Source organism: Streptomyces sp. NPDC004752, assembly GCF_053601275.1.
The window spans coordinates 41,434-59,774 of sequence record NZ_JBSGBN010000056.1 but is presented as its reverse complement, the minus strand read 5'-3'; the positions used below and the strand labels follow the sequence as shown (position 1 = coordinate 59,774).

The 18,341-nt window shown below is 73.4% G+C and carries 17 protein-coding genes; 7 read left to right on the top strand and 10 right to left on the bottom strand.

Annotated elements, in window-relative coordinates; genetic code table 11:
• Positions 1-122: 122 nt before the first annotated feature.
• From ACWEKM_RS23490 to ACWEKM_RS23470, 5 genes are all read right to left on the bottom strand, one after another.
• Positions 123-980, bottom strand: coding sequence for an SGNH/GDSL hydrolase family protein (locus ACWEKM_RS23490; RefSeq protein WP_451623154.1), 858 nt, complete (start codon positions 978-980; stop codon positions 123-125).
• Positions 977-2,308, bottom strand: a complete 1,332-nt coding sequence (locus tag ACWEKM_RS23485) for a glycosyltransferase (RefSeq protein WP_451623153.1) — start codon at positions 2,306-2,308, stop codon at positions 977-979. Before ACWEKM_RS23485 ends, ACWEKM_RS23490 begins: the two co-directional genes overlap by 4 nt.
• On the bottom strand, positions 2,305-3,432 hold the full coding sequence (locus ACWEKM_RS23480; protein WP_451623152.1) for a glycosyltransferase family 4 protein: 1,128 nt from the start codon (positions 3,430-3,432) through the stop codon (positions 2,305-2,307). Before ACWEKM_RS23480 ends, ACWEKM_RS23485 begins: the two co-directional genes overlap by 4 nt.
• 139 nt (positions 3,433-3,571) lie before the next feature.
• The gene (locus ACWEKM_RS23475) at positions 3,572-4,990 is read right to left on the bottom strand and encodes a HEAT repeat domain-containing protein (RefSeq protein ID WP_451623151.1); all 1,419 of its coding nucleotides are present in this window, start codon (positions 4,988-4,990) and stop codon (positions 3,572-3,574) included.
• Between the two features lie 301 nt (positions 4,991-5,291).
• Positions 5,292-5,684: an ankyrin repeat domain-containing protein gene (locus ACWEKM_RS23470; protein WP_451623150.1), complete on the bottom strand. Its 393-nt coding sequence runs from the start codon at positions 5,682-5,684 to the stop codon at positions 5,292-5,294.
• Between the two features lie 334 nt (positions 5,685-6,018).
• Between ACWEKM_RS23470 and ACWEKM_RS23465 the strand changes: the two genes are divergently transcribed.
• On the top strand, positions 6,019-6,213 hold the full coding sequence (locus ACWEKM_RS23465; RefSeq protein WP_121888451.1) for a hypothetical protein: 195 nt from the start codon (positions 6,019-6,021) through the stop codon (positions 6,211-6,213).
• 40 nt (positions 6,214-6,253) lie between these two features.
• The gene (locus ACWEKM_RS23460; protein ID WP_451623149.1) at positions 6,254-8,080 is read left to right on the top strand and encodes a hypothetical protein; all 1,827 of its coding nucleotides are present in this window, start codon (positions 6,254-6,256) and stop codon (positions 8,078-8,080) included.
• A gap of 58 nt (positions 8,081-8,138) precedes the next feature.
• Here the strand turns inward: ACWEKM_RS23460 and ACWEKM_RS23455 are convergent, their stop codons facing one another.
• Positions 8,139-9,647, bottom strand: coding sequence for an SCO1417 family MocR-like transcription factor (locus tag ACWEKM_RS23455; RefSeq protein WP_451623148.1), 1,509 nt, complete (start codon positions 9,645-9,647; stop codon positions 8,139-8,141).
• Between the two features lie 64 nt (positions 9,648-9,711).
• Here ACWEKM_RS23455 and yczE point away from each other — a divergent pair, with 64 nt between their 5' ends.
• The 4 genes from yczE (at position 9,712) to ACWEKM_RS23435 (ending at position 13,234) form a co-directional block, all read left to right on the top strand.
• A complete protein-coding gene (gene yczE, locus ACWEKM_RS23450) occupies positions 9,712-10,401 on the top strand; it encodes a membrane protein YczE (protein ID WP_451623147.1) in 690 nt (229 codons plus the stop codon).
• Positions 10,398-11,165 (top strand): glycerophosphodiester phosphodiesterase, encoded by a 768-nt coding sequence (locus ACWEKM_RS23445; RefSeq protein ID WP_451623146.1) that lies wholly within the window; start codon positions 10,398-10,400, stop codon positions 11,163-11,165. Before yczE ends, ACWEKM_RS23445 begins: the two co-directional genes overlap by 4 nt.
• Before the next feature lie 69 nt (positions 11,166-11,234).
• On the top strand, positions 11,235-12,581 hold the full coding sequence (locus ACWEKM_RS23440) for an MFS transporter (RefSeq protein ID WP_451623145.1): 1,347 nt from the start codon (positions 11,235-11,237) through the stop codon (positions 12,579-12,581).
• Positions 12,582-12,859: 278 nt separating this feature from the next.
• Positions 12,860-13,234 (top strand): RNA polymerase-binding protein RbpA, encoded by a 375-nt coding sequence (locus ACWEKM_RS23435; protein WP_046709182.1) that lies wholly within the window; start codon positions 12,860-12,862, stop codon positions 13,232-13,234.
• Positions 13,235-13,362: 128 nt separating this feature from the next.
• Here ACWEKM_RS23435 and fxsA read toward each other — a convergent pair whose 3' ends face one another.
• The 4 genes from fxsA to ACWEKM_RS23415 all read right to left on the bottom strand — a co-directional run bounded on the left by fxsA (position 13,363) and on the right by ACWEKM_RS23415 (position 17,476).
• The gene (gene fxsA, locus ACWEKM_RS23430) at positions 13,363-13,926 is read right to left on the bottom strand and encodes an FxsA family membrane protein (protein ID WP_451623144.1); all 564 of its coding nucleotides are present in this window, start codon (positions 13,924-13,926) and stop codon (positions 13,363-13,365) included.
• Between the two features lie 49 nt (positions 13,927-13,975).
• Positions 13,976-14,779, bottom strand: a complete 804-nt coding sequence (locus ACWEKM_RS23425; protein WP_451623143.1) for a polyprenol monophosphomannose synthase — start codon at positions 14,777-14,779, stop codon at positions 13,976-13,978.
• A 533-nt stretch (positions 14,780-15,312) separates the two neighbouring features.
• The gene (locus ACWEKM_RS23420) at positions 15,313-16,926 is read right to left on the bottom strand and encodes an amidohydrolase (protein ID WP_451623142.1); all 1,614 of its coding nucleotides are present in this window, start codon (positions 16,924-16,926) and stop codon (positions 15,313-15,315) included.
• A gap of 109 nt (positions 16,927-17,035) precedes the next feature.
• Positions 17,036-17,476, bottom strand: coding sequence for an Lrp/AsnC family transcriptional regulator (locus ACWEKM_RS23415; RefSeq protein ID WP_121888443.1), 441 nt, complete (start codon positions 17,474-17,476; stop codon positions 17,036-17,038).
• A gap of 268 nt (positions 17,477-17,744) precedes the next feature.
• Between ACWEKM_RS23415 and ACWEKM_RS23410 the strand changes: the two genes are divergently transcribed.
• The gene (locus ACWEKM_RS23410) at positions 17,745-18,182 is read left to right on the top strand and encodes a hypothetical protein (RefSeq protein WP_451623141.1); all 438 of its coding nucleotides are present in this window, start codon (positions 17,745-17,747) and stop codon (positions 18,180-18,182) included.
• The last annotated feature ends 159 nt before the right edge of the window (positions 18,183-18,341 follow it).

The window sequence follows — 18,341 nt, the reverse complement described above, 5'->3', positions numbered from 1 at the left end:
CGCGTGATGTGGGCCTGCTGGCGCGACGGCGCCTGCTACGACCCCGCCATTCACGAAGCCAACGGGAAGACCAACACATCCGCCGAGGTGCCCTTGGCGGCATAGAGGTTGACTCAGGAAACTCATGCGGCGTCCGCGGTATCCGTCCGCTCCGCCACCGACAAGGCGGCGAGGGCCGCCGACACGGCGGCCGCGGCCCGCAGGTCGAGGCGGGCGCTGGTGCCCCGCGCGCGGTGCCGCATCTCGTCGGCGGCCAGCCTGAGCAGCTGCGGCAGCAGGTCGGTGCAGCGCCTGGCCACCCAGCCGGTGCCGGCGGTCGCCAGCCACAGGAGACTCGCCGACCTGCTCGGCGCGGGGAACTCCGGCTCGGGCGCGGGCGCGGCGCCGGTCGCGGCGCCCGCCTCCGCGAGGAGCGCGTGGAAGCGCAGCGCGAGCTGGCGGTGGCCCCGCTCGCCGGGGTGCAGCCGGTCCGCGCTCCACATGGCCCGGTCGGTGAGCCATGCGCCCTCTGACGCATGCAGGTGGACGGCGCCGTGCCGTTCGGACAGCGCGTGGACCACCGTGTTGACCGCGCGCTGGCGCCGGGCCAGCGGGCGGGCCAGCACGCCCGGCAGTCCCAGCATCGCGCCGGGGTCGGGCAGGCACGCGGTGAGCAGGACGGTGCCCTGCCGGGTGAACGCCGCGTAGACCTTGTCGAGCCGGGCGGCCACCGCGTGGATGTCGAAGGTGCAGCGCAGAGTGTCGTTGACGCCGATCACCACGGAGGCGACATCCGGGCGCAGGCCGAGCGCGTCCGGGGTCTGGCGCTCCAGCACGTCGCGGGTCTGTGCCCCGCTGACCGCGAGGTTGGTGAACTCCACCGGTCCCTCGGCGATCCCGTCGGCCAGCAACGCAGCCCAGCCGCGCCACCCGTCGCCCACGGGATCGCCCACGCCCTCGGTCAGCGAGTCCCCGAGCGCCACGAAACGGACGGGTCTCATGCCACGCCCTCCGGCACGACACGACGGGACGGCACGGACGCGTCGTGCACATCGGAACGGGCCGGTACCGGCTCCTCGCCCGCGTCGGAACGGGACGGTACGGGCCCACCGCCCGCGTCGGAACGGGCCGGTACCGACGTGCCGCCGTCGGTGCGACCGGTCGGTCCCTTCGCTTCGTCGTCCTCGTCCCGCCGGCGCCACGCGGGCGCGTCGTGCGCCGCCAGGAACGCCTCCACCGCGGCACCCCATCCGAAGCACTCCGCACGCGCGCGTGCGGAGTCCCGCCGCTCGGCCGCGGGGCGCTCAAGCAGCGTCTCGACGGCGTCGGCGAACGCCTCTCCGTGGTCGGCCGCCGTGGCCCCGGCGGACCCGATGACCTCGGGCAGCGCGGACGACGCGCTCGCCACCACGGGTGTGCCGCACGCCATGGCCTCCAGCGCGGCCAGCCCGAACGTCTCGGCCGGCCCGGGGGCCAGGGCCACGTCGGCCGATGCCTGCAGCGCGCCCAGCTCCATCCGGTCGGCGACGTGCCCGAGGAAGGTCACCGGCAGTCCGCGCTCCCGCGCCCGCTGTTCGAGCCGCCCCCGCAGCGGGCCGTCCCCGGCCACCACGAGCACCGTCTGCCGCCCGCGCCGCAGCAGCGCCTCCAGCGCGTCCAGCGCCGTCCCGGGCCGCTTCTCCACGGACAGCCGGGAGCACATGACCAGCAGCGTCTCGTCCGCGCGCGCGTGGACGGCGCGCAGCCCGCAGTCGCGCAGCTCCGGGTGCCGGTCCGTCAGGTCGACGCCCAGCGGGGCCCGTACGACGTTGCGCGCGCCGATGCGGACGAACTCCCGCTCGGCGAACTCGGTGGTGCAGACGACCCGTGAGTAGGTGTGCGCCGTACGGACGTTGAGGGCGTCGGCGGCCCGCCGGGAGAGGTCCTCCGACAGGCCCCAGGTGCGCAGCACGCCGTCGGCGGTCTCGTGGGAGACCATGACGGCGGGGACGCGGGCCCGCCGGGCCCAGCGGCCGGTCCAGCGCAGCGTCGTGCGGTCCGACACCTCCAGGCGGTCCGGGGCCAGCTCCTCCAGGAGCGCGGCGACGCGCCGCTTGTCGAGCAGCACCCGGTATCCGCCGGTGCCCGGCAGCAGCGGGCCGGGCAGGGTGATGACGCGGCCCTGCTCGGTGTCGCGGTCGGTGTGCCGCTCGCCGGGCACGATCAGCACCGGATCGTGGCCCGCCACCCGGAAGCCCTTGCCCAGCTCGCGCAGCGCGGTGCGCAGGCCGCCGGACGTGGGGGCGACGAAGTTGGCGAGCCTGACGATGCGCAGGGAGTCGGTGCTCATGCCGCCACCGCCGTCTTCCGCGCGGCGAGCACGTCCTCGTAGTGCGTGATCAGCCGGTCGCCGATCGCGGCCCAGGTGCGGCCCTCGACGGTGACCCGCCCGGCGTTGCCGTACGCGGCCCGCAGTGCCGGGTCGACGGCCAGGGACCGCACGGCGTCCCGGAAGGCGTCACCGTCGCGCGGCGGGACCAGCAGCCCGGTGTGGCCGTGGGCGACCAGGTCGAGCGGGCCGCCGGCGGCGGGCGCGACGACCGGCACCCCGCTGGCCATGGCCTCCTGGACGGTCTGGCAGAAGGTCTCGAAGGGGCCGGTGTGCACGAACACGTCCAGCGAGGCGAAGATGCGGGCGAGTTCCTCGCCGGTGCGCCGGCCCAGGAAGGCCGCGCCCGGCAGGGCCTCGGTGAGGTGGGCGTGGCTGGGCCCGTCGCCCACCACCACGACCCGCACGCCCTCCAGGCCGCAGGCTCCGGCGAGCAGTTCGACCTGCTTCTCGGGGGCGAGCCGGCCGACGTAGCCGACGATCACCTCGCCGTTCGGGGCGAGTTCCCGGCGCAGTGCCTCGTCGCGGTGGTCGGGGCGGAAGCGGACGGTGTCCACGCCGCGCGGCCACAGCGTGACCCGGGGCACGCCGTGTGTCTCCAGGTCGTTCAGGGCGGCGCTGGACGGGGCGAGGGTGAGGTCGGCGGCGGCGTGGACGGAGCGGATGCGCCGCCAGGCCGCCGCCTCGCCCGCGCCCATGTAGGTGCGGGCGTAGCCGGCGAGGTCGGTCTGGTAGACGGCCACGGTGGGGATGCCGAGCCGGGCGGCGGCCGCCATGCCGCGGACGCCGAGGACGAAGGGGCTGGCCAGGTGCACGACGTCGGGGCGGTGTTCGACCAGCGCCGCGGCGAGGCGTCGGCTGGGGAGGGCGACGCGGACCTGGGGATAGCCCGGGAGCGGTAGGGAGGGGACATGGACGACGGGGCACGGCGCGGACGCGTCGGGCCTGTTTCCGGGAGCGGGAGCCGGAGCGACGACGAGGGGGGCGTGACCGCGATCGACGAGGTGCCGGGCGGTCTGGAGCGCGCAGTGGGCCACGCCGTTCACATCGGGGGGAAAGGATTCGGTCACGATGACGACACGCATACCCGTGTTCTCGCCGCACTGGACGTGCCCGCGTCAACGTGGATCTTTCCGAACGAGGAACGTCCCATGAGCGTTGCGCGGCATACCCGAGCAGGTCAGACCCTGTCCATACGCTCCTGGCCCATGGGTCACCCCGTGTTCACGCGAACCGCCCGTCGGGTGCGATGCGGTTGCGTACGGCGGTCTGGACCTCGGCCTCCTCGGCCGGATCGGCGGCGAGCCGGCGCAGCCGCTCGACGACCCGGGCGTCCCCGGTCTCGGCATGCCGGGCGGCGACCTCGCGCGTGGTCTCCTCGCAGTCCCAGAGGCATTCGACGGCGAATCCGGTGGGGAACGAGGGGTCGGTGGCCGCCAGGGCGCGGGCGGCCCGGCCACGGAGATGCGAGGAGGCCGTCTCGCGGTAGACATGGCGCAGAACGGGCGCGGCACAGGCGATGCCGAGGCGTCCGGCGCCGTCGACGAGGGTCCACAGGGTGGGCGCGTCGGGCCCCTCGCCGCGCACGGCCTCCCGCAGCGCCGCGAGCACGAGTTCGCTGTCCCGGGCCGCGCCCCGGCAGGCGAGCATGCGTCCGGCGGCGGCGCCGAGGGCGTCGGGCCTGCGGGCCCAACCACGCGCGTGGTCGACGGCGGCGACGCTGCGCATCCGTTCGAAGGCGTCGACGGCTGCCTCCGCGACGGGCGTCGGACCGCCGGTCGCCGCGGCCTGGATCAGGCGGAGGGCATCGGGGTCACTGCTGTCGGCGAGGTACCGCAGGGCGGTGCACCGGGCTCCCTCGGTGCCGTCCTGGGCGGCGCGGACGATCTCCGGCCGGTCTTCCGGGCCCGCCACGGCGACGAGGCAGCGGGCGGCGGGAACATGCAGGGCGGTGCCGCGTTCCACGCCCTGCTGGGCCCATTCGAGGACGGCGTGCACGCTCCAGTCCGGGCGCGGTCCGGTCGGTCGCAACTGGCGCTGCCACCGGTCGAAGCAGCCGGTCTCCTGGGCGGCACGCACGCGCGTGGCGATGGATTCGCGCGGGTCCTCGGCCCACAGCCGCCACGGCCGGGGTTCGAAGGCGTCGCGGACGGCGGCGGCCAGCTCGGCCTCGCCCTCGGCGTCCGTGCCGAAGCGCGCCAGGACGGGGGCGGCGAGTTCACGCAGGGCCGCGTCGTCGTCCCGCAGGGCGAGTTCGTCCAGGGCCCAGGCCCAGTTGGCGCCGTGGGCGGCGTACCGGCGCAACAGGTGGAGCGCGTCGTGTCTGCCGTAGGAGGTGAGGTGACCGAGGACCGCCAGCGCGAGGCCGGTGCGGGACTCGTCGGTCTCCAGCGCATCCTCCAGGTCGAAGAGATGCGCCTCGATCGCGTCCAGCCCGCCGTTCAGGTCGAGATAGAGGCGGGCGTAGTAGAGGGAGCGGTTCTCGACCTGCCAGTCGTGGCGGGGGTCGAGCAGCACGCAGTGGTCCAGTGCCGCGAGCGCCTCGGCGCGGGGGGCGGTGAGCGCGTGCAGCGTGCCGTCGCCGCGGCCCCGCTGGAGCAGGCCGAGCAATGTGCCACTGGGCGCTATGACCGGATCGAACATGGGAAACAGCCTCACATCAAGCGTCGACGCAACCGGGGAACACGCACTACCTGGCCGCGTAACACAACGTCGGGGCGCCCGCCGTCTCTTGCTTGCTGTAGACCATCTTCCTCTGCCTCTCGTCGGTGGCCCATGCGGACCGGTTCACGGTCCGCGCGGTGCGGCAACACCTGCCCAGCCATCGCGTCCATGAATCACGACGTCATGATGACTCGCGGGTTTCTCCTGCCGCGACCGTATTTCCGGCGGCCCTTTACCGCCTCCCCCGTTTTCCGTGTCGTGCCTGGTCAGAATGTTCGGATCATTGTGCGCCGAACAATTCCAGGAGTTCGGTCCTGCCGAACATCCGGGCGGTGTCGACGGCCGACGGAGTACCCGCGGCGGGATCGGCACCGCCGTCCAGAAGGGCTTTGATCACTTCCGGTTCGTCCTTGAATACGGCGCCGGCGAGCGGGGTCTGGCCCCGGTCGTTGGCCCGGTCCACCTCGGCGCCCCGGGCGAGCAGGGCGCGCACCGCTTCGGCGTGGCCGTGGTAGGCGGCGAGCATCACGAGCGAGTCGCCGCGGTCGTTGGTGAGGTCGGCCGGGACACCCGCGTCGACGTACGCCACGAGCGCCTCGGTCCGCCCCCGCCGGGCGAGATCGAAGATCTTGGTCGCCAGCTCCACGACGTCGGGGTCGGGGGCTTCACTCATCGGCCGGACCGCCTCTCCTGCGCTTCGGGGCTTTCGGGAACTGACAGAGCCTACGGCAGCGGGGGATCCGGGCCGTACGGGTGAATCGCCAGCGTACTGGCTTACGGGACACATGACCGGATGCGCCCGAAGTAAAGATCATCGCGGGTCCCACCGGCCACGGGAGCCACGTCCGCCGACCGGGTGAGTCCTGGTCGACCGGGTCAAGACGGCTCCGCCACCCGGGGGAAATCTACAAGATTTCACCCATTTGCACCTTTTATCGTATAGATACATGCTGTGATGCTGGAAGTACTCATGGTGACTGTCCCCCCTCGACACCAGGAGACCTCAAATGATTCTCTCCATGTCAGGCGTCGTCCTGCTCGGCATCATCGTCTTTCTCTTCTTCCGCAAGGACGGCCTCAAGGCGTCGCACGCCGTGGTCTCGTCCCTGTTCGGCTTCTACCTCGCCAGCACGGCCATCGCCCCGAGCATCAAGGCGGGCGGCGAGAGCCTGGCGAGCCTCCTCGGCGGCATCAAGTTCTGACGCCGACCGTCTTGCCCGTACGCACCGTCAGGAGACTCAAGTGGCCCGGCGCCCTCTCCCCCGCATTCTGAGCAACGGCAGTGCGCAGCTCGCCAGGAGCCGGGAGCTGGCCCGGACGGCAGCCGACAGCGCCACCGACGTCCTCCACCCGCTGATCACCCTCTCGCGCGGGCTGCGCCGGCTGGCCACGGCCGGGCGGCGCAAGTGGGCGGACACACCCAAGGATAAGCGCGGGCCCCTGCTGTTCCTGGCGGCCTCGGCGGTCCTGGTCGTGGCGCTCGCCCCGTACGGACCGCTGCTCGCCGCCATCACGCTGATGGCGGCGGCAGCCTGGCACGGCCGGGACCGCGCCCCGGGCGAGCCCGAGGGGCCCGACGAGTCCCAGACGCAGCGCCTGCAGTCGCTGTACGAGTCCCTGGTGCCGTACTTCTCGGCCCCCGAGGACCCGGCGCCGCTCTTCGAGCACGGCGGGGACTGGGAGAACGCCTTCCCCCTGCACGACTTCGACGACGCGGGGCGCGTGGCTCATCTGGTGATCCGCTACCCGGCGTACTTCCCCGACGCCGAGGCCGGGGCCCGCGCCCGGATCGAGCAGTTGCTCGCCGCCAAGGCCGGGCGGGGCCGCGAGTACCGCTTCGCTTGGGACGAGGAGGCCAACCAGCTCACGGTCGGCGTCCTCGCGCCGCTGCCCACCGACGTCGCCGCCCAGCGCTTCGTCACCACGCCGGGCGAGACGGTGCTCGGCTTCACCGACCCGTCCGAGGTGCAGCGCACGCTCCCGCTCGGCTACGGCGACGAGCAGCGCGATGTCCCGCCGGTCGTGTGGCGCACCGGGATCCGTTCGACCGAGCCGCACCTGCTGGTGCTGGGCCCGCCCGGCAGCGGGACCTCGACGCTGCTGCGGTCCGTCGCCCTTCAGGCGCTGCAGTACGGCGACGTGCTGATCGTCGAGGGCGGCGGCACCGGCGAGTACGCCTGCCTCACCGGGCGGGACGGGGTCCTGGGCGTCGAGTGCGGGCTCACCGGGGCACTGGCCAGCCTGGAGTGGGCCGCGCACGAGACGGAGCGGCGGCTCATCGCGGCCAACCAGGCCCGGCAGGCCGGGCATCCGCCGCCGGACGACACCAGGCGTCCGCTGTGGATCCTGCTGGACCGGCCGGGCGCCCTCACCCATCTGGCCGACGCCGAGGGCCGCAGGGATCCGCAGTCCCTGCTCCAGGTGCCGCTGCGGCACGGACGCGCGGCCAATGTGACCGTGGTCGTCGCCGAGGGCTTCGACTACGCGGACGCCCTCGGTGCGGCGGTGCGCCAGCACACGCGCGCGCGTGTCGTGCTCGGGTCCACGACGCCCGAGCAGTCGGCGGCGGTCATGGGCGTGCCACCGCACACGACGCCGCCGGCCCAGGTGCCGCCGGGGCGCGGCTACGCCCGGCTGGGCGACGGCCCCGTCCACCGGCTTCAGGTCCCCGCGACGCCGGACCCGTACGACGACGCCGCGAGCGACGCCGACCGGCAGGCCGTACTGGCGCTGCTCCCGCCGCGCACCACTCCCGCGGACGCGGAGCCGACCGGACCGGAGCCGCCACCGCCACCGCCGCCACCGCCGTCGGCATCGGCATCGGCATCGGCATCGGCATCGGCGGAGACCTCACCGGTGGAAGCGGTCCCCGTGCACGCTGCCCCTCTGAACACGGTCCCCGTGAATGCAGTCCCGGTGAATGCGGTCCCGGTGAATGCGGTCCCGGTGAATGCGGTCCCGGTGAATGCGGTCCCGGTGGAGAAGGTGCAGGTGCACAAGGTGCCCGCGAAGACACCCGCCACGAAGGCCGTCGTGGCGGACGCCGTAGGCGCCGAGCCCCCCTCCTGACCGCGCTCCCCCTGACCGAGCCGCCCCGGCGAACCGGAGCCGGGGCGGCCCGCCGTCGCTACGCGACGAACGTCCGTGGCGCCTCCGTCCCCGTCGTCACGCCCGTCTCCACCAGGCGGGCCGCTGCCGCCAGGCGGGTCGCCGCCTCCTCCGCCACCGCTCCGCCGACCGTGAACGGCAGCCGTACATAGCCCTCGAAGGCGCCGTCGACGCCGAAGCGGGGCCCCGAGGGGACCCGTACTCCGACCCGCTCCCCCACCTCCGCCAGCCGCGAACCCGACAGGCCGCCGACGCGCACCCACAACGTGAGCCCGCCGCGGGGCACCGCGAACTCCCAGCCCGGCAGCTCCCGCCGTACCGCCGCCACCAGGGCGTCCCGGTTCTCCCGGGCCTGGCCCCGGCGCAGTTCCACCGCCTGTTCCCAACCCCCCGTGCTGAACAGCCAGTTCACGGCCAGCTGCTCCAGCACGGGCGTGCCCAGGTCGGCGTACGCGCGCGCCGCGACCAGGCTACGGATCACGTCGGGGGCGGCCCGCACCCAGCCGATGCGCATCCCCGCCCAGAATGCCTTGCTGGCCGAGCCCACCGTGATCACCGTCGAGCCGGCCGGATCGAAGCCGCAGACCGGCCGCGGCATCGAGGCGCTGTCGAGATCCTCGTCCAGCCACAGCTCGGTCATCGTCTCGTCGGCGACGAGCACCGTGCCCGCCGAGCGGGCCGCGTCCACCATCCGGCGCCGTTGGTCCTCGTCGGCGAGCGCGCCGGTGGGATTGTGGAAGTCGGCGACGATGTAGGCGAGTCGGGGCGCCGCCTCCCGCAGCACCTGACGCCAGCGGTCCAGGTCCCAGCCGGAGAGCCCCTCGGCCATCGCGACGGGGACCAGCCGGGCGCCCGCTTCCCGCATCAGCTGGAGGATGTTGGCGTAGGACGGGGACTCCACCGCGATGCGCTCGCCGCGCCCCGCGAAGAGATGGCAGATGGCGTCCATCGCGCCCATCGCACCGGTCGTGACCATGATCTGTTCGGGCATGGTCGGGATCCCGCGCGCGGTGTAGCGCTCGGCGATCATCGCGCGCAGGGCGGGGAGTCCGGCCGGGTAGTCGCCGTGGGTGTGGGCGTACGGGCGCAGCTCCTCCAGGGCACCCTGGACGGCACGGGTGAGCCACGGTTCCGGCGCGGGCAGGGCCGCGCAGCCGAGGTCGATCATCGAGCCGAGCGCCTCGGGCGGGAGCGGTTCGAGCCCGCGCGCGGGCAGCGGGTTCCCGGCCGGCACGGCGGTCCAACTGCCCGCGCCACGGCGGGACTCCAGGAACCCCTCGGTGCGCAGCGCCTCGTAGGCGGCGGCGACCGTGGTGCGGCTCACGGACAGCGCCAGGGCCAATTCGCGTTCGGCAGGCAGCCGGGCGGCCACCGGCACCCTCCCCTCCAGCACCAGCAGCCGGATGCCGTCGGCGAGCGCGCGGTAGGCGGGCGGACGGCGCGTGCCGGGGCCGGCCGGGCGGTCCTGCTGGGAGGTGAGCAGCCGTGCGAGCGGTGCGGCACCCACTGCAGAGGTCCACTGCGCCATGGAGATCAGTCCACCTTCCTCGAATTGGCCCTGGATGGTGTTTCCACCCCAGCCACAGAGTGTCATGAGTCAGGCCACCGACTCCACCAGGGGGTACCTCTTGTCCACGCATGGCCGTCTCGGGCGACGGTTGATCCAGCTGTACGCCGGGCTCGCGCTGTACGGCGCGAGTTCGGCGCTTCTCGTCGAGGCGGGGCTCGGCCTGGAGCCCTGGAACGTGTTGCACCAGGGCCTCGCCCGGCGCACCGGGCTGACCATCGGCGTGGTGTCGATCGTCGTGGGCGCCGCGGTGCTGCTGCTGTGGATCCCGTTGCGCCAGCGGCCGGGCCTCGGCACGGTCTCCAACGTGTTTGTCGTCGGCCTCGCCCTGGACGGCACGCTCGCCCTCGTCCCCGACGCGCACGCGCTCGCCGCGCGGATCCCCCTGCTGCTCGCGGGCATCGTGGTCAACGGCGCGGCGACCGGCCTCTACATAGCGGCGCGTTTCGGCCCGGGCCCGCGGGACGGCCTGATGACGGGGCTGCACCGGCGCACCAGCCGCTCGATCCGGTTGATGCGCACGGCGATCGAGGTCGCGGTCGTCGTCACCGGCTTCGCCCTCGGCGGCACCGTCGGTGTGGGCACCCTGCTGTACGCGGTGTCCATCGGTCCGCTGGCGCAGTTCTTCCTGCGGGTGTTCGCCGTCCCGTCGGCATCCCATGGCAGCACGGTCGTTGCCGCCGGGCCACCCGAACGGGTGATACTGCGTCCGTGAGCACCCCGACCCGCCACCCCTACCTCGACCATCCCGGACCGATCCCGTTCGCCCACCGGGGCGGGGCCGCCGACGGCCTGGAGAACACCGTGGCGCAGTTCCGGCGCGCGGTCGCGCTCGGCTACCGGTACATCGAGACCGATGTGCACCTGACGGCGGACGGAAAACTCGTCGCCTTCCACGACGACACCCTCGACCGGGTCACCGACGGAGCGGGCCGGATCGCCGACCTCCCGTGGTCGGAGGTACGGCGGGCGCGGGTCGCGGGCAGCGAGCCGGTGCCGCTCTTCGAGGAACTGCTGGAGACGTTCCCCGAGGCGCGCTGGAACGTCGACCTCAAGGCGGAGCCCACGCTGCGGCCGTTCCTGGACCTGGTCGAGCGCACGGACACCTGGGACCGGGTCTGTGCCGGCTCCTTCTCCGAGGCGCGGGTGCTGCGCGCCCAGCGGCTCGCCGGGCCGCGGCTCGCCACGTCGTTCGGCACCCGGGGCGTGCTCGGCCTGCGGCTGCGCTCCTGGGGGCTGCCGGCCGCCGTGCGCCGGTCCGCGGTCGCCGCCCAGGTCCCCGAGTCCCAGTCGGGCGTCCCGGTGGTCGACCACCGCTTCGTACGCGCCGCCCACGCGCGCGGGCTGCAGGTTCACGTCTGGACGATCAACGAACCGGATCGGATGCACCGGCTCCTCGACCTCGGAGTCGATGGCATCATGACCGATCACATCGACACACTGCGCAAGGTCATGGAGGACCGGGGCGTCTGGGTCTGAGCACCCCTGTCCCGGCGGACCGCGCACGGCACTTCGGACGGCATCTTCAAGGGGGAGGCGAGGGCACGGGTGGGCACTCAGACCGTGCGGGCCGAGGCGGACGACGACGTCGCCGAACGGCGGCGCGAGCAGCGCGGCTGGTACTTCTACGACTGGGCGTGCTCGGTCTATTCGACAAGCGTGGTCACCGTTTTCCTCGGCCCCTATCTGACATCGGTCGCGGAGTCGGCCGCGGACGCCGACGGCTATGTGCACCCGCTCGGGATACCCGTGCGGGCGGGGTCCTTCTTCGCCTACTCGGTGTCCCTGTCGGTGATCCTCGCGGTCGTGGTGATGCCCCTGGTGGGCGGCCTGGCCGACCGCACCGGCCGTAAGAAGCACCTGCTCGGGGCCGCCGCGTACACGGGTGCCGCGGCGACGACGGCCATGTTCTTCCTGGACGGGGACCGCTATCTGCTCGGCGGGCTGCTGCTGATCGTCGCGAACGCCGCCCAGTCCGTGGCCATGATGCTCTACAACTCCTATCTGCCGCAGATCGCCCCGCCCGAGGAGCGCGACGCGGTCTCCTCGCGGGGCTGGGCCTTCGGGTACGCGGCCGGCGCCCTGGTACTGATCGTCAATCTGGTCCTCTACTCGGGGCACGACTCCTTCGGCCTCTCCGAGACGGCCGCGGTGCGGATCTGCCTGGCCTCGGCGGGCCTGTGGTGGGGCGCGTTCGCGCTGGTGCCGCTGCGCCGACTGCGGGACCGCCGGTCCACGGCCGCCCCCGTCGCGGCACCGGGGCTGCGGCAGCTCGTCGCGACCGTCCGCGAGATGCGCCGGCACCCGCTGACGCTGGCCTTCCTGCTGGCGTACCTGATCTACAACGACGGCATCCAGACGGTGATCTCGCAGGCGTCGGTCTACGGCTCCGAGGAACTGGGACTCGGTCAGTCCACGCTCATCGTGGCGGTGCTGCTGGTCCAGGTGCTGGCCGTGGCGGGGGCGCTGGCGATGGGGCGGCTGGCCAGGATCTACGGCGCGCAGCGCACCATCCTCGGGTCGCTCGTCGCCTGGACGCTCACGCTGGCGGCCGGGTACTTCCTGCCCGCCGGGGTGCCGGTGGGGTTCTTCGTGCTGGCCGCCGGGATCGGGCTGGTGCTCGGCGGCAGCCAGGCGCTGTCCCGGTCGCTGTTCTCGCACCTCGTCCCGCCGGGCAAGGAGGCCGAGTTCTTCGCGGCCTACGAGATGAGCGACCGCGGGATGAGCTGGCTCGGCCCGCTGCTGTTCGGCGTCACCTACCAGCTGACGGGCAGCTATCGCTCGGCGATCATCTCGCTGGTGGCCTTCTTCGTCATCGGGTTCGTGCTGCTCGCCCGGGTGCCGGTCCGGCGGGCCATCGGCGAGGCGGGCAACCCCGTTCCGGAGAAGATTTAGCGCGGATTTAGCACTCGACGCGAAAGGGCGGTAGTGTACGCGTTTGGCCTGCCAGGCGTACCGTTACTGCGCGTCAAAGCTGCTGAAACGCTGGGTGATATCTGCTAGCAGATGTGACAAACCGGGCGCCGGTGGGTACAACAAGGGGCGGCTACGACGGCGACGCATGACCCGGAACGGGACTCGGAACGGGAATCTTTACCGCCGACCGGACGTTGACCGGATGACGACGACAGCGACACCTGTCCTGTGGGCGACAAGCCCGGGAGGCACGATTCATGAGTGAGCGAGCTCTTCGCGGTACGCGCCTCGTGGTGACCAGCTACGAGACGGACCGCGGCATCGACCTGGCTCCGCGCCAGGCCGTGGAGTACGCATGCGAGAAGGGGCACCGGTTCGAGATGCCCTTCTCGGTCGAGGCGGAGATCCCGCCGGAGTGGGAGTGCAAGGTCTGCGGTGTCCAGGCACTCCTGGTGGACGGCGACGGCCCGGAAGAGAAGAAGGCCAAGCCCGCGCGGACGCACTGGGACATGTTGATGGAGCGACGCACCCGCGAGGAGCTGGAAGAGGTCCTTGAGGAGCGCCTGGCGGTTCTGCGCTCCGGGGCGATGAACATCGCGGTTCACCCCCGGGACAGCCGCAAGTCCGCGTAGCGGGCGGCCGGGACACCACACAACGCACATGCATTACCGCGGGCGCCGTACGTGAGAGACGTACGGCGCCCGCGGTTGTGTGCCGCCCGGCGAGCGGGGGGGCACAGCCGCGGGCGCCCAGCGGCGTCTCAGCGGGTCAGGGGCGGGCGCGGCCCGGGCGCCGCGTCACCCGGCGCGTCCGCGTCGTCCCTGATGACCTCGCCCTGGACCACCTTGCCGTCGGGGCGGTGCATGCGGGCCTGCTGGAAGGCGTCGCCGAGGGTGCCGGGGGCCGCCCCGCGGAGTCTGTGCTCGAAGATCCGCTCCGCATACCTGCTCACGGCCTTCTGCACCGGCGGGATCAGAAGCAGCAGACCCGCCGCGTCCGAGATCAGGCCCGGGATCATCAGGAGCAGTCCGCCGAGCATCATCAGGCCGTTGCCGCCGCCGCGCTCCGGGGGGACACCGCGCTGCAGCGCCTCGTTCAGGCTCCGGAAGGCGCGGCGGCCCGCCCGCTTGATGACCACCGAACCGGCCACGGCGCCGACCACCAGGAGCAGGAACACCGTGAGGCCGCCCGCCGCGCCGGCGACCTGGGTCAGTAGCCAGATCTCCAGCACGAGCCAGACGGCGACGCCCAGCGGCAGATACCGGCGCAGCCGGGAGCGCCGGGGCCGGGTGGGGTGCGAAGTGGTCGGAGCGCCAGTCGTCATGCTCCCAGTGTGCCTGGGGCCGGCTCAGTACGGGATAAGGGGGACGCGGTCAACGGCCCTGGGGCGGCCTGTCCTTGCCCGTGATCTTGCCGACCCGCTCGCCCACGCCCCACGCCGTGACCCGCCACAGCGCCTCCACGAGGATGTCGCGGCTCATCTTGGAGTCGCCCAGCTCCCGCTCGACGAAGGTGATGGGCACCTCGACGACATGGAAGCCCGCCTTGACGGCACGGCGGGCTAGGTCGACCTGGAAGCAGTAGCCCTGGGAGGCGACCTCGCCCAGGCCGAGGCCCTCGAGGGTCTCGCGGCGGAAGGCGCGGTAGCCGCCGGTGATGTCGCGCAGCGGCAGGTCGAGGGCGAGCCGCGAGTAGAGGCTGCCGCCGCGGGAGATGACCTCCCGGCTCCTGGGCCAGTTCACCACCCGGCCGCCGGGCACCCAGCGAGAGCCGAGCACCAGGTCGGCGCCCTTGAGCGCGGTCAGCAGGCGGGGCAGTTCCTCGGGCTGGTGGGAGCCATCGGCGTCCATCTCGACCAGCACTCCGTAGCCGTGCTCCAGGCCCCAGCGGAAGCCCGCGAGGTAGGCGGCGCCCAGACCTTCCTTGCCCTTGCGGTGCAGCACCTGGACGTGGTCGTCCTCCGCGGCCAGTTCGTCGGCGAGCTTGCCCGTGCCGTCGGGGCTGTTGTCGTCCGCCACCAGGACGTGCGCCTCGGGGACGGCCTTACGTACCCGGCCGACGATCGCCTTGATGTTCTCCGCCTCGTTGTAGGTCGGGATGATCACCAAGGCGGTACCGAGCGGACCGAACTGCCGTACCCCGGCCTGTGCCGCGGGGGTCCCGTCGCCGTCGTTCACTGCTGCCCCTTCATGTCGTACGCAGGCGTCCACCATAATGGCCGCCGCCTGCGGTGACGTGACGTGTCATTCGTATTGGCGGTGTCGATTCCGCAAGAGCGGGGTAAGAGTGCGCCCGGCGCGGGTGTCCCGCTGCGGATGGGGGCCCGGCGCCCTTCGGGCCGACCTGGGACCCGCTGGCTGCGGGTCGACCGAAAGCCGTTGTCTACTGAGCGTCCGGGCCCCACCCGGGTCGCACCTCCCCGACCGGCCGGAACGTTCCCTCGTCGGCGCGGGCGCTGAGCCTGGCTGCCAGCGACGGTGCCCCGGTGCGGCACACCGTCCCTGACTCAGCGGCGCTGCGACGCGTGCGCGGAAGCTCCCCGGTCGGGCGTCCGGTGGTGGACTCGGCCGAACCTACCGGCCCCCGGCCGCAAGCTGTCAACAGTCGTCTGGCCTGCGCCGATACCCGCCTGCCCCGGGGCCGTGCGGAGGATGCGCAGGTCGCGCGACGCGGCGGTGGGCGGCGATGGCCGCCACGCCGCCCCAGGAGATCACTCGCCCGGCCGTACGAACACCGCCCGTCCGCCCACCACGGTGCGCAGACAGACCGGCAGGTCGTGGCCGGGGGTCAGGTCGGGCAGCCCCGGGGTGCCCGAGCGGGGGTCGGTCGACCAGCGCGCGACGCGGTCGTCGGGGGCCTGGACGACGAGCGCGTCGGTGCGCCACACCGCGTAGTCGGCGGGCGCGCCGGGCACCAGGACGCCCGCGTCGTCCCGGCCGACGGCCCGCCAGCCGCCGCGCGTATGCGCAGTGAACGCGGCGCGCACGGAGATCCGGTGCTCGGGCGTGCGGTGGAAGGCCGCCGCGCGGACCGTGCCCCAGGGATCGAGGGGCGTGACGGGGCTGTCGGAGCCGAGGGCGAGCGGCACGCCCGCGCGCAGCAGGGCCGCGAACGGGTTGAGCGCACGGGCCCGTTCCGGGCCGAGTCGCCGCGCGTACATGCCGTCCTCGCCGCCCCACAGCGCGTCGAAGGCGGGTTGGACGGAGGCGGTCAGGCCCAGCTCGGCGAAGGCGGCGATGGTCTCGGGGGTGAGCAGTTCGGCGTGTTCCACCCGGTGCCGGGCCGCGCGGACGCGGGTGAGGCCGAGCTTGTCGGCGGCGGCCCGCACGCCCTCGACCACGGCCGTCACCGCGGCGTCCCCGATGGCGTGGAAGCCCGCCTGGAGTCCCGCCTCGGTGCAGGCGATCACATGGGCGGTGACCGCGGCGGCGTCGAGGTAGGCGGCGCCGGTGTGGTCGGCGTCGGCGTAGGGCTGGTGCAGGCAGGCGGTGTGGGAGCCGAGGGCGCCGTCCACGAACAGGTCGCCCGCGGCGCCGAGCGCGCCGAGCTCCCGGGCCTTCGCGACGCCCGCGTCGGCCTGTTCGGCCCAGTAGCCGACGACGCGCGGGCCGGGCTCGCTCGCGGCGAGCCGCAGCAGGTCGGTGAAGTCGTCCTCGGAGGAGATCCGCGGGCCGCCGCACTCGTGGACGGTGCCGATGCCGAGGGAGGCGGCGTGCGCGAGGGCGGCCCGCTGCGCCTCGGCCCGCTGGGCGGGGGTCACGGCCGCGAACGCGGCGGCCCGCACGGCGTGGTGGTCGTCGCCGGTGAGCGGCGCGTCCTCGCGCGATGCCGCGTCGGGCAGGAGGTCCAGCAGGGCGGTGCTCACGACGGCCGAGTGGACGTCGATGCGGGAGAGGTACAGCGGGCGCCCGCCGACAGCCTCGTCCAGCTCCGCGCGGGTCGGGGGCCGGCCGTCGGGCCAGCGGGCGGCGTCCCAGCCGTGCCCGAGCAGCACCCGGTCGCCGGGACGGGCGGCGGCGAAGTCCCGTACGAGGTCCAGCGCGGCCTCGCGGGTGGGAACGGCGGACAGGTCGAGGCCGGTGCGGGCCAGGCCGGTGGCGGTGGTGTGCACATGGGCGTCGGTGAAGGCCGGGGTGACCAGGGCGCCGTCCAGGTCGACCACCTCGTCGACGCCGTCCGCGAAGGCGTCGGCGGCGCCCTCGGAACCGACCCAGGCGACCTGGCCGCGCTCCACGACCATCGCGGTCGCGAACGGGTCGGCGGGGCTGTGCACTTCTCCGCGGCGCAGGAGAACGGTCTTCGGGTCGGCGGGGCGCTCGTTCATGCCCCACAGTCTCTCGCGCGGCACGGGACCCCCGGCACCGGGGGCGGCGTCGGGGCACACCGGCCAGGGCCATGCGGCCCGGGGCGCGCCGGCTCTGGGGCGCGGCGGTTCAGATCCTCGGCGGCCGGGCCTCGTAGGGCGTCGACAGCACCACCGTCGTGCGCGTGGACACGCCCGCCAGCGTCCGCAGCCGGGCCAGCAGCTCCTCCAGTTCGTGCGGTGTGGCCACGCGCACCTTGAGGATGTAGTTCTCGTCGCCTGCGACGCTGTGGCATGCCTCGATCTCGGGGACGCCGGCGAGGCGGTCCGCGATGTCGTCGGGCGCGCTGGGGTCGAACGGTTTCACGGAGATGAAGGCCGTCATGGGCAGCCCCACGGCCTCGGGGTCGACGACCGCGGCGTAGCCGCGGATGACACCGCGCTGTTCCAGCCGGCGCACCCGCTGGTGCACGGCCGACGTGGACAGGCCCGTGGCCTTGCCCAGGTCGGTGTAGCTCATCCGCCCGTCCTTGACGAGCAGCTGCACGATCTGTCGGTCCAGCTCCTCCATGGCGCCAAAACCTACAGTGCGCTTGATCTCCTCGGATACCCGGGCAACCCAGGTCATAGCCGGTTTGTGATGTCCCGGACGGCCGACCGGGGGTCCATGGAGGGACAAATGCGCCGCACCGGGCACCTGCGAACGGCATGTGACGAACGACACACCCTCCGGACGGGCTCCGTGATGTTCTCGTGATTACCGCCGAGGGCGGACGGGAAGTGCTTGCTGTGGTCGAGGCCGCAGCGCCTTCACGGCCCAGCCCGAGGGGGAGAATCCCATGCAGAGTCTTAAGCGCCCTGGTCGTACCACGTCCAAGCGGCAGCAGCCGGTGGTCGAGCCGCAGCCGGAGGGCGTCGAACCCGACGCCTACGGCAGCGAGGAACTCGACGCCTACGACACCTTCGAGATGTACCGGGTGATCTGCCCGGACTGCGCGCAGCCCATCGCCCTGCTGGCGGACGAGGACATCCTCCCGGAGCACGCGCTGTGCGCCTCGCCGTGGAACCCGTTCGGTCTCACGGTGTGTGCGGGCACGGGCCGTTCGGCCACCGAGGCCCGCTCCGCGGACGAGTCGTTCGCGCCCCAGGAGCAGGACACCGCCCTTCTGCTCACGCTGCCCCAGGGTCTGAACTGGCGTACGCAGCCCTTCTCACACGTCGGCGGTCCGGGCTCGCGCCCGATGGGCATGCCGGTGCTGCGCCACCTGGCCGCCTGAGCCGGTTCTCTCAAGTCCGCTGTCCGCCCTGCACCAGGGCGCACAGGCCGGCCCGGCGCGGGAGCGGTGGATCCGGGTCCGTCGACAGAGCAGCTTCCCTGATGTGCGGCCGCCGGTAGGTGATGCGCGGCATGCACTTCGCACGGGGCGAGCGCCGCC

Coding starts and splice junctions, on each gene's coding strand:
- ACWEKM_RS23490 (WP_451623154.1), bottom strand. CDS start 980: ATGAGACCCGTCCGTTTCGTGGCGCTCGGGGACTCGCTGACCGAGGGC.
- ACWEKM_RS23485 (WP_451623153.1), bottom strand. CDS start 2,308: ATGAGCACCGACTCCCTGCGCATCGTCAGGCTCGCCAACTTCGTCGCC.
- ACWEKM_RS23480 (WP_451623152.1), bottom strand. CDS start 3,432: ATGCGTGTCGTCATCGTGACCGAATCCTTTCCCCCCGATGTGAACGGC.
- ACWEKM_RS23475 (WP_451623151.1), bottom strand. CDS start 4,990: ATGTTCGATCCGGTCATAGCGCCCAGTGGCACATTGCTCGGCCTGCTC.
- ACWEKM_RS23470 (WP_451623150.1), bottom strand. CDS start 5,684: ATGAGTGAAGCCCCCGACCCCGACGTCGTGGAGCTGGCGACCAAGATC.
- ACWEKM_RS23465 (WP_121888451.1), top strand. CDS start 6,019: ATGATTCTCTCCATGTCAGGCGTCGTCCTGCTCGGCATCATCGTCTTT.
- ACWEKM_RS23455 (WP_451623148.1), bottom strand. CDS start 9,647: ATGGCGCAGTGGACCTCTGCAGTGGGTGCCGCACCGCTCGCACGGCTG.
- yczE (WP_451623147.1), top strand. CDS start 9,712: ATGAGTCAGGCCACCGACTCCACCAGGGGGTACCTCTTGTCCACGCAT.
- ACWEKM_RS23435 (WP_046709182.1), top strand. CDS start 12,860: ATGAGTGAGCGAGCTCTTCGCGGTACGCGCCTCGTGGTGACCAGCTAC.
- fxsA (WP_451623144.1), bottom strand. CDS start 13,926: ATGACGACTGGCGCTCCGACCACTTCGCACCCCACCCGGCCCCGGCGC.
- ACWEKM_RS23420 (WP_451623142.1), bottom strand. CDS start 16,926: ATGAACGAGCGCCCCGCCGACCCGAAGACCGTTCTCCTGCGCCGCGGA.
- ACWEKM_RS23415 (WP_121888443.1), bottom strand. CDS start 17,476: ATGGAGGAGCTGGACCGACAGATCGTGCAGCTGCTCGTCAAGGACGGG.
- ACWEKM_RS23410 (WP_451623141.1), top strand. CDS start 17,745: ATGCAGAGTCTTAAGCGCCCTGGTCGTACCACGTCCAAGCGGCAGCAG.